Annotated in this window: 14 protein-coding genes; 1 reads left to right on the top strand and 13 read right to left on the bottom strand. The window is 58.2% G+C overall.

Features of this window, described 5'->3' with window-relative positions:
- Nucleotides 1-31 precede the first annotated feature (31 nt).
- From BM352_RS06655 to sucC, 8 genes are all read right to left on the bottom strand, one after another.
- A complete protein-coding gene (locus BM352_RS06655) occupies nucleotides 32-487 on the bottom strand; it encodes a hypothetical protein (protein WP_090214099.1) in 456 nt (151 codons plus the stop codon).
- 9 nt (nucleotides 488-496) lie between these two features.
- Nucleotides 497-2,002 carry a 2-oxoglutarate dehydrogenase complex dihydrolipoyllysine-residue succinyltransferase gene (gene odhB, locus BM352_RS06660; protein WP_090214101.1) on the bottom strand — a complete coding sequence of 502 codons (1,506 nt, stop codon included), beginning with the start codon at nucleotides 2,000-2,002 and terminating at the stop codon, nucleotides 497-499.
- A gap of 1 nt (nucleotide 2,003) precedes the next feature.
- Nucleotides 2,004-4,958 (bottom strand): 2-oxoglutarate dehydrogenase E1 component, encoded by a 2,955-nt coding sequence (locus BM352_RS06665; RefSeq protein WP_090214104.1) that lies wholly within the window; start codon nucleotides 4,956-4,958, stop codon nucleotides 2,004-2,006.
- A gap of 85 nt (nucleotides 4,959-5,043) precedes the next feature.
- Nucleotides 5,044-5,670, bottom strand: a complete 627-nt coding sequence (locus BM352_RS06670; protein WP_090214107.1) for a hypothetical protein — start codon at nucleotides 5,668-5,670, stop codon at nucleotides 5,044-5,046.
- Nucleotides 5,671-5,673: 3 nt separating this feature from the next.
- Nucleotides 5,674-6,468, bottom strand: a complete 795-nt coding sequence (locus BM352_RS06675) for a hypothetical protein (protein ID WP_090214109.1) — start codon at nucleotides 6,466-6,468, stop codon at nucleotides 5,674-5,676.
- On the bottom strand, nucleotides 6,469-7,350 hold the full coding sequence (sucD, locus tag BM352_RS06680) for a succinate--CoA ligase subunit alpha (protein WP_090214112.1): 882 nt from the start codon (nucleotides 7,348-7,350) through the stop codon (nucleotides 6,469-6,471). It abuts the gene before it with no gap.
- 29 nt (nucleotides 7,351-7,379) lie between these two features.
- A complete protein-coding gene (locus tag BM352_RS06685; protein ID WP_090214115.1) occupies nucleotides 7,380-7,913 on the bottom strand; it encodes a hypothetical protein in 534 nt (177 codons plus the stop codon).
- A gap of 15 nt (nucleotides 7,914-7,928) precedes the next feature.
- The gene (gene sucC, locus BM352_RS06690) at nucleotides 7,929-9,122 is read right to left on the bottom strand and encodes an ADP-forming succinate--CoA ligase subunit beta (protein WP_090214118.1); all 1,194 of its coding nucleotides are present in this window, start codon (nucleotides 9,120-9,122) and stop codon (nucleotides 7,929-7,931) included.
- Between the two features lie 225 nt (nucleotides 9,123-9,347).
- Here sucC and BM352_RS06695 point away from each other — a divergent pair, with 225 nt between their 5' ends.
- Complete coding sequence (locus BM352_RS06695; protein WP_090214120.1) at nucleotides 9,348-10,364, top strand: glycosyltransferase family 2 protein; 1,017 nt, start codon at nucleotides 9,348-9,350, stop codon at nucleotides 10,362-10,364.
- Between the two features lie 273 nt (nucleotides 10,365-10,637).
- On the opposite strand, the gene BM352_RS06700 is transcribed toward BM352_RS06695, so the two are convergent.
- From BM352_RS06700 to BM352_RS06720, 5 genes are read right to left on the bottom strand one after another with little or no spacing between them, the layout of a single operon-like run.
- Nucleotides 10,638-11,324, bottom strand: coding sequence for a D-lyxose/D-mannose family sugar isomerase (locus BM352_RS06700; RefSeq protein WP_090214123.1), 687 nt, complete (start codon nucleotides 11,322-11,324; stop codon nucleotides 10,638-10,640).
- Nucleotides 11,321-12,598: an amylo-alpha-1,6-glucosidase gene (locus BM352_RS06705; protein WP_090214125.1), complete on the bottom strand. Its 1,278-nt coding sequence runs from the start codon at nucleotides 12,596-12,598 to the stop codon at nucleotides 11,321-11,323. The genes BM352_RS06700 and BM352_RS06705 overlap by 4 nt, the downstream gene beginning before the upstream one ends.
- A 9-nt stretch (nucleotides 12,599-12,607) precedes the next feature.
- Nucleotides 12,608-13,651, bottom strand: a complete 1,044-nt coding sequence (locus BM352_RS06710; RefSeq protein ID WP_090214130.1) for an ABC transporter ATP-binding protein — start codon at nucleotides 13,649-13,651, stop codon at nucleotides 12,608-12,610.
- Nucleotides 13,652-13,681: 30 nt separating this feature from the next.
- Entirely contained in the window at nucleotides 13,682-14,521 is an 840-nt protein-coding gene (locus tag BM352_RS06715) for a carbohydrate ABC transporter permease (protein WP_090214132.1), read from the bottom strand.
- Nucleotides 14,518-15,363, bottom strand: coding sequence for a carbohydrate ABC transporter permease (locus BM352_RS06720; RefSeq protein WP_090219904.1), 846 nt, complete (start codon nucleotides 15,361-15,363; stop codon nucleotides 14,518-14,520). The genes BM352_RS06715 and BM352_RS06720 overlap by 4 nt, the downstream gene beginning before the upstream one ends.
- Nucleotides 15,364-15,435 lie beyond the last annotated feature (72 nt).

A 15,435-nucleotide genomic window follows, 5' to 3' on the forward strand; every position in this document is an offset into this window, starting at 1 on the left:
GTCTTTCTGGGCTGGCGGGGTGAACCCCGCCTTACGGGTTTGTGGTGGGTGAACCGTTCGCCTTTGGCGAAGAATGAACCGCCTTACGGGCTTTACGGGCCTTTGAATTGAGCTCACGGAATATGCCAATGCAGCAAGCCAATCCGATGAGGCTGGTCGGGAGAGTGACAAGAACAACGAACCCGAGAAGTAGCAGAGCGATCTGAGTTATTAGCGCAAGGATCGAGCCGTAGCGGATTATGGTACGGGCCACTTCGTCAGACTTCTCTAACATTTTTGAACCCAGAAGAATCAATGCCACAGGTGCCGACGTAACCGCGAGCCCAATCAACAGATGGTCGTTGATACCGTGCATGAGGATCAACCCACCGAAGCCGATGGGGGTCAGGGCAAGACCGAGGCTCCAGCGCGCGATCCGTTCGCTCTTGGTGAACCGATCGCGTGCCGCTGGGGTATCCGTTTCAGCAGTTTCGGCCCCGAACTCCATCCACTTGACCTACAAATCCATCAACAACCGACGTGGGTCTTCAAGTGCCTCTTTTACGCGGACCAAGAACGTCACGGCGCCTTTGCCGTCGACGATGCGGTGGTCGTAGGACAGCGCCAGATACATCATTGGGCGGATCACCACTTGGCCGTTGATCGCCATCGGGCGGTCCTGAATTTTGTGCATGCCAAGAATACCGGATTGCGGCGGGTTCAGGATGGGCGAGGACATGAGCGAGCCGTAAACGCCGCCGTTGGAAATGGTGAAGCTGCCGCCCTGCATTTCGGCCATGGAGAGCTTGCCGTCACGGGCGCGGGCGCCTTTCTCGGCAATGGCTTTCTCGATCTCGGCGAACGACATCCGGTCCGCGTCACGGATCACCGGAACCACTAGGCCAGTTGGCGTGCCAGCGGCGATGCCCATGTGGACGTAGTTTTTATAGACCACATCGGTGCCGTCGATCTCTGCGTTTACATCTGGCACTTCTTTCAGCGCGTGGATGCAGGCCTTGGTGAAGAAGGACATGAAGCCCAGCTTCACGCCATGTTTCTTCAGGAACAGATCCTTGTACTCGTTGCGCAGAGCCATCACCTCGGTCATGTCCACCTCGTTATAGGTGGTTAGCATGGCGGCGGTGTTTTGGCTTTCCTTCAGACGGCGCGCGATGGTCTGGCGCAGGCGGGTCATCTTAACCCGTTCCTCGCGCGAAGCGTCATCGGCCGAGACAGGCGCACGTGGGGCTTGCGCTGCAGGCGCAGGGGCTGGCGCGGTTGCGGCTTTCAGCACGTCCCCTTTCATAATCCGCCCGTCGCGACCGGAACCTTGGACTGAGGCAGGGTCGATGCCTTTCTCGGCCATAATCTTGTTGGCGGACGGGGCATTTTCGACGTCTTTTGCGCCGCTTGCTGCGGGTGCAGAGGCGCTGGCCTTGGACGCCGCAGGCGCAGCGGCTGCAGCCGCACCACCTGAGGAGGAGAGAATGGCCAGCTTCGCAGAAGCGTCAACCGTCGCACCTTCAGGCGCAAGGATCTCGGTGATTGTGCCAGCAGCCGGGGCCGGAACCTCGACGGACACTTTGTCAGTCTCCAACTCGCACAGCATTTCGTCCTGTGCGACGGTGTCGCCGACCTGCTTGAACCAAGTGGACACGGTCGCCTCGGTGACGCTTTCGCCCAAGGTTGGCACCATCACGTCAACGTTGTCGCCGCCAGACGCCGCAGGCGCTGCTGCTGGCGCGTCTTCTTTCCCGTCGTCTTTGGCAGCAGGCGCAGGAGCGGCTTCGCCCTCGCTGACTTGCGCCAGCAGGGCGTCGACACCCACTGTTTCGCCTTCTTGCGCAACGATTTCCGACAGGGTGCCCGCCACGGGGGAGGGCACTTCGACGGTCACTTTGTCGGTTTCCAGCTCGCACAGCATTTCGTCTACGGCGACAGCATCGCCAGGTTTTTTGAACCAGGTGGCCACGGTTGCTTCGGTGACGCTTTCGCCAAGGGTTGGGACGCGGATCTCAGACATTTTAGTTTCCTTTGACTGTCAGCGCGTCGTTCACGAGCGCGGCTTGTTGTGCTTTGTGCTGGCTGGCCAGACCCGTGGCGGGCGACGCAGCTGCTGCGCGACCAGCATAGACCGGACGCGAATGATTGGCTTTGATGCGGGTCAGGACCCACTCGATATTTGGTTCCATGAAGGACCAAGCGCCTTGGTTCTTCGGCTCTTCCTGACACCAGACCATTTCGGCCTGCGGGAAGCGTTCCAGCTCTTTGACCGCCGAGATGGCAGGGAACGGGTAGAACTGCTCGAAGCGCAGGATATATACGTCGTTGATGCCGCGCGCGTCGCGCTCTTCCAACAGATCGAAATAGACCTTGCCGGAACACATCACAACCCGCTTGATCTTGTCGTCCGCCACCAGCTCGGTGTCGGAATTGCCGTGCTGCGCATCGTCCCACAGCACGCGGTGGAAGCTGGAGCCGTCTTGGAACTCTTCCGCCTTTGACACCGCCAACTTATGACGCAGCAATGATTTCGGCGTCATCAGGATCAGCGGCTTGCGGAAGTCGCGATGCAACTGGCGGCGCAAAATGTGGAAGTAGTTGGCGGGTGTGGTGCAGTTGGCCACGATCCAGTTGTCGCCGCCGCACATGGTCAGGAACCGCTCCAGACGTGCGCTGGAGTGCTCGGGGCCTTGCCCTTCATAGCCGTGAGGCAACAAGCAGACCAGGCCGGACATCCGCAGCCACTTTGATTCACCGGAGGAGATGAACTGGTCGAACATGATCTGCGCGCCGTTGGCGAAGTCGCCGAACTGGGCTTCCCAAAGGACCAGCGCATTGGGTTCGGCCAGCGAGTAGCCGTATTCAAAGCCTAGCACAGCGTATTCCGACAGCATCGAGTCGATGACCTCGTAATGCGACTGCCCTTCGCGAATGTTGTTGAGCGGGTAGTAACGTTCCTCGGTGTCCTGATTGATCAGGCCGGAGTGACGATGGCTGAACGTGCCGCGCGTACAGTCCTGCCCCGACAGGCGGACAGGATAGCCTTCGGTCAGCAGGGACCCAAAAGCCAGTGCCTCGCCCGTAGCCCAATCAAAGCCCTCGCCTGTTTCAAACATTTCGGCTTTGGATTCCAGCAGGCGACCGACAGTCTTGTGCAGCGGGAAGCCTTCGGGCGCAGTCACCAGTGATTTCCCGACCTGATCGAACGTCTCTTTCGAAATAGAGGTCTGTCCGCGTTGATAATCATCTTCGGCGCGGCGATCCAAATGCGACCACTTGCCGTCCAGCCAGTCAGCTTTGTTCGGCTTGTAGTCCTTGCCCGCCTCGAATTCGGTATTGAGGTAAGATTGGAAAGACGCCTTCATGTCCTCAATCTCGCCTTCTGGGATCAGGCCGTCGCGCACAAGGCGTTCTGTATAAAGCGTCAGCGTCGTTTTTTGCTTCTTGATTTTTTTATACATCAACGGGTTGGTGAACATGGGCTCGTCGCCCTCGTTATGACCAAACCGGCGGTAGCAGATAATGTCGATGACCACGTCTTTGTGGAACTTCTGGCGGAACTCGGTCGCGATCTTAGCGGCGTGAACCACCGCTTCTGGGTCGTCGCCGTTCACGTGGAAGATCGGGGCTTCCACCATCAGAGCGATATCCGTCGGATACGGCGAGGAGCGCGAGAAGTGCGGCGCAGTGGTAAAGCCGATCTGGTTGTTCACCACGATATGCATCGTACCGCCAGTTTTGTGACCTTTCAGGCCGGACAAGCCGAAGCCTTCTGCCACAACGCCTTGGCCCGCGAACGCGGCGTCGCCATGGAGCAGAATCGGCATAACCGTCGTGCGGTCGGGATCGTGGTTCTGGTCTTGCTTGGCGCGGCACTTGCCCAAAACAACAGGGTTCACCGCCTCAAGGTGGGACGGGTTGGCCGTCAGCGACAAGTGTACAGAGTTGCCGTCAAACTCGCGATCGGACGAGGCGCCGAGGTGGTATTTCACATCGCCGGAGCCGTCGACATCCTCAGGCTTGAACGAGCCGCCTTGGAACTCGTTGAAGATCGCTTTGTATGGCTTGCTCATCACGTTGGCCAAGACCGACAGGCGGCCACGGTGCGGCATGCCGATGACGATATCCTTGACGCCCAAAGAGCCACCGCGCTTGATGATCTGCTCCATCGCAGGCACGAGGCTTTCGCCGCCATCAAGGCCGAAGCGCTTGGTGCCCATGTATTTGACGTGCAGGAATTTCTCGAACCCTTCGGCCTCGACCAGCTTGTTCAGGATCGCTTTGCGGCCCTCGCGGGTGAAGGTAATTTCCTTGTCCCAGCCTTCGATACGCTCTTTCAGCCAGCCCGCTTCTTCGGGGTTGGAGATGTGCATGTATTGCAGCGCGAAGGTGCCGCAATAGGTGCGCTTCAGGATGCCCACAATCTCGCGCATGGAAGCGGTCTCCAGTCCCAGCACGTTGTCGATGAAGATCGGGCGGTCCATGTCGGCTTCCGTGAAGCCGTAGTTCTTCGGCTCCAACTCTGGGTGCGGTTCCGGCTCTTTCATGCCAAGCGGGTCAAGGTTCGCGGCAAGGTGGCCACGGATCCGGTAGGCGCGGATGATCATGATGGCGCGGATGCTGTCCAGCACCGCTTGCTTGACCTGATCATCGGACACTAAGATGCCTTTTTCAGCGGCTTTGCCTTTGATCTTTTCGGCGGCTTTCTCTGGCTCTGCCCATTGACCGTCCAATGCTTGGGTAAGGTCATCACTGGGGACTGGGGGCCAGTCAGAACGTGCCCAAGATGGGCCGGCAGCCTCTTGTTTGACGTCCTGATCGGCGTCGCCCAAGGCTTTGAAGAAGTCCCGCCAGCCCTCGTCGACCGCATTCGGGTCATTGGCGTAGCGCGCATAGAGCTGCTCCAGATACTCGGCATTGTGGCCTTGCATAAAGGAGGAGGCGTGGAACTGGTCGTTAGAGGACTGGTCGGTCATATTGGGACCTCGTTAGGGTTGGGACCGTAGGAATTAGGTTCGGGTTGCGAGCATAAGAACAGCCCGATGTATGCGTAGAGCGCCATCAGTTGCCCCCCGTCGCAAAACTGGTTTGGGTCTCCACCACGCCACTAACATTGACGGGGGCCGCAATCTGGTTGGCCAGATGCCCCGCGTTCATAACGGTGACAGAGAAGGATTTGGTAGCGGTCGCATCGCTCTGGTCAACGACCTGCGGGGCCGCAAAGCCGCCAGCCGTGTGGCCGATCAGCGAGGTGGAGGATAGAGCAAAGCGGCAGATGATGTTGGTCTGCGCGGGGTCAGGTTGCAGCCAGAACACCAAAGCAGCCTCAACATCCGTGCCGATCTGTCGGGTCAGGATGCGCGTTTTGCTTTGGGGAATGTCTTTTTTCTTGGCAAAGCCTGCAACGGTTTTTCGCTGTAGTTCGACGATGGCCTTGATCTGCTCACCGCCCGTGTCGCCTGTGGCGTAGAAGGCCACTTGGGGCCAGATCAGTAGCTCGATAATTTCGGGGGCAAGGTCGCCTTGTGGAACTGGCACCCAACCTTGGGCCGCCAACGCGTCAACAGTCGCATCCACCTCTGCGTGGGGCAGGTGACATGCCTCGATCGAGTCAGACATTTCAGTCAGCGTCAGCGCTTGGAGAGGTGTCGCGGCCAGAAGACTCGCGAGAAAGGCCCGTTTCAGCATGTGTTAGCACCCGCCAGTCAGTATGCGTTTGGCCGATGATCTTCGGTTCCCTGCGCGGAAATCCACGTCAACAGTTAGAAGAAAGACGCCTTCGACCTCACGTTTGGTTTCGGCCTTCAGCCAAGCGGGCGACAAAGCTACTGCTTGGACGCTGTGGCACCCGAAAGGGTCGCCATTCAGGTTGTAGTGGCCGACATAGGCCAGCTCCGCTCCGGGTTCGTCTTCGGGGATACCGCCACGGCTGAGCGCTTTCAGCGCATCGCGATCAGGCATCCTGTCGAGGCCGGAGCCCGCAGGATCGTCCATCTGGCTCAGCCCAGATGCCATCTCCTTGATGAAGGCATCGCCCGCACTGACATCGGTGCCATACAGGGCGCAGACCCAATGGTTTGGCGTCTCGAAATACACCTCTGCGAACCAGCCTTGCCCCTTGGGATGCCGGAAAAAGAAGGGGGCATCTTTCGGGGCGCTGTTGGTCACATAGTCAAGAGATTGCCGAGCAAACTCGTCATACAGGGCGTCCACGCTCTCTGCGTCGTTGAACCCCATGACAAGTGTCTGCGCGACGAGTGCTTCGGAGCGGATCTTGGCAAATTCCTCAAGCTGTCCGCCATGCACTGTGATCCAGCCGCTCTGCTTCAGGATGATGTCATGCGGAAGGTCGCTGGTGATCGGCTTTTGGCACGTGTTGATGAGTTTTGCTGCGACCGTGGACTCGGCCGCGAAAACGCCTTGCGCGGCGAGCGTCATGAAGACGCCCGCCGCGCAGGATGCGATTATGCGCGGCCAGCGGGCCACTTACCCGATCGCCTTTAGAACGGCTTCGCCCAGACCTGCGGGGCTCTCAGCCACAATGATACCAGCCGACTTCATGGCTTCGATCTTGCTTTCCGCGTCGCCTTTGCCACCGGCAACAATCGCGCCAGCGTGGCCCATGCGGCGGCCGGGAGGGGCCGTGCGACCAGCGATGAAACCAGCGGTTGGCTTCCAGCGGCCCTTTTTCTTCTCGTCTGCGAGGAATTGCGCGGCTTCTTCCTCGGCGGAGCCACCGATCTCGCCGATCATGATGATCGAGTGGGTCTCTGGATCGGCCAAGAACATTTCCAACACATCGATATGCTCGGTGCCTTTGATGGGGTCGCCGCCGATGCCCACGGCGGTGGACTGGCCGAGGCCGGAATCCGTGGTTTGCTTCACCGCCTCGTAGGTCAGGGTGCCGGAGCGGGAGACCACGCCGACGGAGCCGCGCTTGTGGATGTGGCCGGGCATGATGCCGATTTTGCACGCATCGGGCGTGATCACGCCGGGGCAGTTGGGGCCGATGAGCCGCGAGGCGGAGCCTTCCAGCGCGCGCTTGACCTTCATCATGTCGAGCACAGGGATGCCCTCGGTGATGCAGCAGATGAAGGGGATTTCGGCGTCGATGGCTTCCAGGATCGAGTCTGCCGCGAAGGGGGGCGGCACGTAGATCACGGTGGCGTCGGCGCCGGTGCGCTCGACCGCCTCGTGGCAGCTGTCGAACACGGGCAGGTTCAGGTGCGTTTGACCGCCCTTGCCGGGCGTCACGCCGCCGACCATCTGGGTGCCGTAGGCAATGGCCTGTTCAGAGTGGAACGTGCCCTGCGAGCCGGTGAAGCCCTGACAGATCACTTTGGTGTTTTCGTCGATGAGAATGGCCATGTGGGCCTCCTTGCAAATTGTGGCTGCGCCTAGGTCGCTGCCGCCGTCTGTGTGTTTATGTGCGCCGCCCGGTAGGCGGAGAGGATGTCTTTGAGGTTGGTCTCGGTCGGTTTGATGAACCAGTAGGCCACCACCAGATGACTTGGTCCGGCCTTGCGTTTCCATTTCAATAGCCTTTGACCAAGTGACATCGAGTAGGACTTCGTGAAGCCCCGTGACAGTGTCAAAGTTACGAACTCTGACCGCGCCACGATGTTCTTGACCTCGGACCACGGAACCAAACGGGTATTGACCCGCCTGTCCGCGAAGCCGTCTGGGCTGATCCGCAAAAGGGGGCCAAAGGGAACGAACAGCCGAAAAACCACCCAGAGTGTGAAGGGAACCATGAGAGGCAGGATAAGATAGCCGCCGGTTTTGGCACGTTGCTGATAGTATCCTGACGCTTCGGATTGGATGGCATGTACGAAGAACACACACACGAAGACGCAGATACCGATCAGGGCTAGGCTCTTCACCCAATCCCGACCAATCGCCATCTCCGCCGATGTGTCCAGTTTCGCCATTCCCATTGTCCGACCTTAACCTTTAACCGCTTTCACGATCTTCTCGGCGCCGTCTTTCAAGTCGTCCGCTGCGATGATGTCCACGTCGGAGCCGTTGATGATGGCTTTGCCCTCTTCAACATTGGTCCCTTCGAGACGAACAACCAGCGGCACCTTCAGTCCCACCTCTTTCACGGCCGCGACTACGCCCTCGGCGATCACATCGCAGCGCATGATGCCGCCGAAGATGTTGACGAGGATGCCTTTGACGTTGGGGTCGGAGGTGATGATCTTAAACGCCTCGGTAACCTTCTCTTTGGTCGCACCGCCGCCTACGTCGAGGAAGTTGGCAGGCTCGGCACCGTAAAGCTTGATGATGTCCATGGTCGCCATAGCCAGACCCGCACCGTTCACCATGCAGCCGATTTCCCCGTCCAGCGCGATGTAGTTCAGGTCATATTTGGACGCCGCCAGCTCTTTGGGGTCTTCTTCGGTCTCGTCGCGCAGCTCTGCCACGTCGGGGTGGCGATAGATGGCGTTTCCGTCGAAGCCCATCTTGGCGTCGAGGCATTTAAGATCGCCCTTGTCGGACACGATCAGCGGGTTGATTTCCAGCATCTCCATGTCTTTTTCGACGAACATTTTGTAGAGTGTGCCCATCAGTTGAACGCATTGTTTGATTTGACCGCCTTTGAGGCCCAGAGCAAATGCGATGCGGCGGCCATGGAAGGCTTGGTAACCGGTGGCCGGATCAACAGAGAACGAAAGAATTTTTTCAGGGGTCGACGCGGCGACCTCTTCGATGTCCATGCCGCCCTCGGTGGAGCAGACGAAGGACACGCGCGATGTTTGGCGATCTACCAGCAGAGCCAGATAAAGCTCAGTCTCGATGCCGGAGCCGTCTTCGATGTAGATGCGGTTCACTTGTTTGCCCGAAGGGCCGGACTGATGTGTGACCAATGTGCGGCCCAGCATCTTCTTTGCCTCGGTGGCAGCTTCTTCAACGGATTTGCATAGACGCACGCCGCCTGCTTCGCCCGCATCAGCTTCCTTGAAGGAGCCTTTACCGCGGCCCCCTGCGTGGATTTGAGCTTTCACAACCCAGAGCGGGCCGTCCAATTCGCCTGCAGCGGATTTAGCATTTTCAGCAGCGAGAACGACACGGCCATCCGAGACCGGGGCGCCGTAGGAGCGAAGAAGGGCCTTCGCCTGATATTCATGGATGTTCAAAACTCTCTCCTTGAGTCAGGGGTTCCTAACGGTGATTGCATGCCCGAAGCCATGCGCAAACGCTCAATTTACCCGTAAGGGCAGAAAAGCGACATTTGTGATCACACGTTTTAAAGCTGTGATCACAAATCAACCTATCAGAGCGAATCGCAATAGCCGTTGACGTGATGGGCGCTCACTGGGACTTATAAAACATGAAGATTCGCATGATTGAAAGCCTGTGCAATGGCCGCGCCTAAATGGGGCGTGGTCGGCACAATGGACGAGCCGCCGCAATTGGTCGCCGCCTATGCCGCCCATCATCTGTGGTCCGGCGCCTCTTCGGTGCACATTTATCTGGATCGCGATGACCCGAAAACCCGCGCGCTTTTGGCCCCGTTGGCGGGGGTGCATGTCACCATCGCGGATGCCGCGTACTGGCGGTCTGCCTTCGACATCAAGGTGCCAAAGACGCATCAGCGCCGTCAAACCCTGAACGCGACCCATGCCTACAGATCGACGGATGTGGACTATCTGGTCCATCTTGACGCGGACGAGTTCATTCATCAGGTCGAACCACTGGAAAAAGAACTTGCCCGCCTCCGCAAAATGCGGCCGGGCGATTACCTGAACATCCCCAATCTGGAACGAGTGTGGCTCGAAGGCGAACCACAGGACAGCATGTTCAGCCAGACGTTCCGCGCCTCGACCAAGCGAATGGAGGGGGATTTCAGCCGCTTGGTGCTTGATGGCGAAGGGCTGACGCGGTTCGGGTTGACGGGCCACAGCGAGGGGAAGGCCTGTAGTCCGACAGGATATGACTACATTCTGGGTATCCATCGCCCGCATCATGACACAGACCGGCCTTGGACGTTTCCAGGCGTCAAGCGGTCGCGATCTTCTGTCATTTTGCATTTCGACGGGATGACGCGCCTCCACTGGGTCTACAAGCGGCTGCGCAAGGCGTTGTTTCGCGCTACTCAGGTTGGCCAGCCGATCACCGAACAAATGCAGGCGCAAATCGACGCTATCGACGCGGGCGGGGGCGATATGGCTGCCGCCAACGCACTACACGACCGGATCAAGGTTCTGGGTAAGTTGGCTGATCCGTTGAGGGCGGAAGACCTGCTAATGGACGTTCCATTTGACGCGACACGAGGCCTGAATGCATTGCTGCCGCACGAGAATTTTGACCTGTCCGCAGCGGGGTTCGACGCGTGGTTGATGGAGCAAAAGTCAGAGTTCTTTGAAGGCGTCGGATAGACACCCGGGATCAAACGGATGTCCCCTAAGCGGACTTTGGGCTTTGGATACTGCCCCAATCTCGATTGGGTGCACCCAGAACCAGACGTTGAAGCGGGAAAATGGCGCGCTTCTATGGACGAGATTAGGTTTATCTAGAAGGCGCGACGAATGCCCGCGACCGTCCAGCGATATCAAACCAAATAGACAGTGCTTGCCTTCGTCACCGCGGTCTTGCGGCCGGAAGCATGAAGCCCGCGATCCCGTTTCTGGGACGCGGGCCAATGGCGTCGCTTAGGTCAACCACCTTGCGTAGTCACTGACCAGCAAGTGTGTTGGGGCTACATCTTCTTCGATATTGGCAAAGCGCCCGATGGGCTCGCGGAAAATGTTGTCTGTTTCGTCATCGTTGACGGTGGAAACCTCGCCGATCAGCACGTCGCCACCGTCGCCCCAGAAGGCGTGCCAGTCTCCGGGCATGAGGGTGACACTTTCACCGGGCGCCAACTGCAGCTTTTCGCCGGGCTCATAGTCGCGCCGGATGCCGTCGCAAAAAACGGTGCCACCGCGGTCTTCGGCAAACTGTCCCTGATCGTCAGAGCCATAGAGCTCAATCACCAGCGTCGCACCGCCACGGTTGATGATATCCTCGGCCTTGATCACGTGGGTGTGCATCGGGCTCAGTTGATCCTGACGCGAAATCAGCAGCTTTTCGGCGTAGCACATGCCGCCTCCGCGTTGCAGGTCAGCCAAGCGACCGTTGCGCAGCGTGAACAGGAACAGGCCCATCTTGTCATAGTCGCCAGCGCCGTAATCGGTAATGTCCCAGCCACAGCGGGCTTCGATCACGTTGAGGGCAATGTCCTTGCGGGATTTGAACTCATCCGGTGACCATTTGGCAAAAGGTGGCAATACAAATCCGTGTTTGCGGATCAGGTCATCGGCCTCGGCCATGATAGAGTTTATGGTTGAGCGTTTCATGCGGCAATCTCGTGGGTGTTGAGGATTTCGATGACCATGGCAGCGGTCCATGTAAAGGCGTCGCCCCCGCAAGGTTCTGCGTTGATAGGGCCGTAATATTCGGCAAATCCGCCCAGTTCAATCAGGCGCAAGCAATCCCGGTTGATCCGGTCAGCCATTGCGGTTTGGCCCGCACATTCCAGACCGTCGGCGATCATATAGTTCACGATCAGCCAGATCGGACCGCGCCAATAGCGAAGCGCATCGAATTCGGGCGCGGTGGGATCGTGGCTTGGCACGAGAAAGTTGCAGCTTGCTGCAAGCACTTCAATCCGGTCGGAAACGGCTTTGGCACGGGCCTTCGGGATCGGCGCAAAGGCTGCAAGAATGCCGCCGATCGAGGGGCTGTCCACCAATGCGCCGACCGATCGGTCGAAGCACAGATATTGCCCGCGCGCATCGCTCCAAAGGGTTTCGATTGCCTCGATTGCTTTATCCGCCATCGCTTGGGATTGGGCTGCGATCTCGGTCTCACCAAGCGTCTCTGCAAGAACGGCCAGATCAGAACATGACCGGATCAGGATCGCGTTGAAGCCCGGATCCACAATCTGAAACGGCGAGGCGTCATGCAGTTTGGAGTTGTCCCAGCCAAGACTGCGGAACTTTTCAACGAGCCATATGTAGCGTTTGTACTGCTCATCCGTGGGCCGGTGTGCTGGGTTTGCGTGGCTGGTGTCACGACGGGTAAAGGGTTGGACGCCGTCGGTCGGAACCCGTTCAAAGGCAGTGTCCCAATCGACCGAATTATCACGCCCGCTTTCCCAGGGGTGGATAATGGCCACAAGTCCCGTGCCTTTTGGATCTCGGTTCGAAAAGAACCACTGGTGCCAGGCATGAATAAGGGGCAGGAGCGTGCGTGCCTTCGCAGCGGCCAATTCCTTGTCCCGCGCGCGATCAAAAATCCTGCGCACCGCAAAGCCTGCAACCGGTGGCTGGGTGATGCCAGAGGTTGGGACTTCGCGCCCCGTGCCCCAAACTTCGGGCCCGGGAAAGTAGCCGTCATCGTGCTTGTGAAAGATTATATGTGGAACCATGCCGTCATCCCATTGATGGGCGAACAGGGTTTCGATCTCGGTCCATGCACGGGCTTCGTCGAAATGGGCAAACCCAAGCGCGCTTAAGGCGCTGTCCCAATTCCACTGGAACGGATAAAGCCCGTGGGTTGGCACGGTATAAGTGCCATGGTCGTTTTTGCGCATAACGGCCTTGGCCTGATCAATTATTTGCTGTGTCATGGGTGTCTCTCAGGCAACTGCAAGGGTGGTTTCGGGGTCGAACCACCGCACGCGATCCGGTTGTGGGGAAAGTGTCAGGGTTTGACCGGCTTTAACGACAGTGTCGCTGTCCAGAATGACGCGGAACAGCGCGTCATCGATTTGACAAGTAACCAGCAAATGCGCGCCGAGCGGCTCCACGATCTTGGCGGTCGCCAGAATCCCAGTCTCAGCGGGCTGCATATCTTCTGGCCGAATGGCAAATTGCAAAGCGGGTTTGTCGGCGTTTGGTCCATCAAATGACTGGCCTGCCACTTGCCACTTGCCGCCACCTTCACGGGTTGCCGGAAGGAAATTCATCGGTGGATTGCCGATGAAGCTTGCGACAAACTTGGCCGACGGGTTGCGGTAGACTTCGATGGGAGAGGCCGCCTGAACGATATTGCCTTGATGCATAACGCTGATGCGGTCGGCCATACTCATTGCCTCGACCTGATCGTGGGTCACGTAGATCGCGGTGGTCTTGCTTTCCGCCAACACACCCTTGAGTTCAGCCCGCATTTCCATGCGCAGCAGGGCGTCGAGGTTCGACAGCGGCTCGTCCATAAGAATAACGTCTGGCTCCATAGCCAAAGCGCGGGCGACTGCGACGCGTTGTCTTTGACCGCCCGACAGCTCGCCGGAATAGCGTTTCAGCAGCATTTCAATGTGCATCAGTTCAGCGACACGCTCGACCCGACGGGTGACCTCGTCATTGGGCAGCTTCTGCATCCGCAAACCGAAGCCGATATTCTCGAATACCGTTAGGTGCGGGAAAACTGCGTAGTTCTGGAACACCATCGCGATGCCGCGATCTTTCGGCGAGAGGTGGTCGATGCGTTTGCCGCCGATCCAAACCTCGCCCGAGGTCGCAGTTTCCAGCCCGGCGATGATCCGCAAAAGGGTGGATTTACCGCAGCCCGATGCGCCCAGCAGAACCATGAACTCCTGATCTGCGATGGTCAGGTTGATATCATTCAGAGCCTGATACGCCCCAAAGGTCTTGGCAATGTTCTTGATCTGGATTTCAGCCATTTCGTTGGTTCCTTTTCTTGATCGCGCCGCCTAGCGGTTCGCGATGCCCCACATGGCAAAGAGATATTTGCGTACAGCAAAGATGAAGATCAGCGCAGGTACGACGAGGATAAAGCCACCTGCGAATTTCAGGTGCAGCGGAGAGGTGTCGAGGTTCTGGAGCAAAAACGCTGTCAGCGTGCGGTTCTCAATCGTCAGCACGGCTGCCGCGAACACCTCGTTCCACGAAATCACAAAGGCGAAGATCGCAGAAGCCGTGATGCCGGGCAGGATGAGAGGCAGCACAACTTTGGTGAAGGCGGTCAGACGCGTGCACCCTAAGGTCCATGCGGCCTCTTCCAGCTCAATGGGGATGCCGGAAAACAGCGAGAAAGTGATCAACACCGCGAAGGGGATTGCAAGCGTCGTGTGGACCAGTGCCAAGCCGAAGGTCGTATCATCCAACCCCGTCTGGATAAACATCACAGCAAGCGGGAGCGCCAAGAGAGGCAAGGGAAAGGCGCGGGTCAGGAGGATCAATAACCGGAACAAGCCTTTGCCGGGGAAGTCGAACCGCGACAAGGCATAGCCCGCCGGCGCGCCGATAATGATCGACATGATCATCGTCATGAGCGCTACGATGATTGAGTTCTTCAATGCAGTCAGCATGCCTGCGAACCCTGCGAAGAATGCCAGACTGCCAAAATCAAACTCAGGAACGAACGATTTCGGGAAACTGTTCACCGTTTCAGGCGAGGACAGCGTGTTTACCAGCAAGAAATAGATCGGGACGATCACCCAAGCGCAAAGGAACACGACAGAGGCCACATACAAGAACCGGCCGGATTTGCGCGTGTCGGTGGATACGTCCATGACGGTTGCATCGGTCATATCGAGGCTCCTTTCGGAACGCGCAGGACGCGCAAGATGATCAGGGTGAAGCCGATTGAGATGGCGAGGATGATGAGCGCCATCGCCGCCGCAGCACCGCTGTTGAGTAGGTCAAACTGGTAAGCAAAGGTCTCGCCCATCAGCACTGGGAACAGCGTCCCGCCTAGGGCCGCGACCACAGCGAAAATCTCGAAAGCGAGGATAACGCGGAGCACCAGCGCTGTCTGCAAGCTCGGACGCAGCATCGGGAAGGTTATGCGGGTGAACTGCTTCCATTTGGAGGCGCCAAAGACGTCGGCAGCTTCGTAATATTCCTTCGGGATCAGGCCGATGCCCGCCACGAGGATCACAAGCATGATCGCTGTCGCGCGCCATATTTCGGCCAGCGCGATTGCCAGAAAAACAATCCAGGGATTCTGGTATGTCAGGAAGTTCACGGGCTTGTCGATCGCACCAATGCCGTTGAGCATGGAATTCAAGAAGCCAGATTGCTCAAAGATCGCCAGCCAGATGATTCCGGCGGCCAAATCAGAAATGCCAAGCGGGATCGTCCAGATATACAGGACCATATCGCGGCCCTTTTCCATTTTGCTGACCATTGTCGCCATCAAAAGTGCCAGCGCCAGTTGAAGCGGAACCACAGCTGCTGCCAGCAACAATGTGTTCTTCAGCGAGATCGGAAATTTCCAGTGGTTTACGACTTCGCGGAAGTTGTCCAGCGACCATCCGTCAGACGATCCGAAGGCCTGTTGGGACACCAGAATAAAGGGGTAAATGAAGAACAGGCACAGGAACAGCGTGACCGGTAAGATCAGTACATAGGGCAAAATACGAGCATTCATCGGCATCACTCCGTCTTTGCGCCAAGGCGCTGTCTCGATTTACGGGGAGGAAGGTGTCCGGGCCATAAGGGC

Source organism: Litoreibacter janthinus (genome assembly GCF_900111945.1).
Taxonomy (GTDB): domain Bacteria; phylum Pseudomonadota; class Alphaproteobacteria; order Rhodobacterales; family Rhodobacteraceae; genus Litoreibacter; species Litoreibacter janthinus.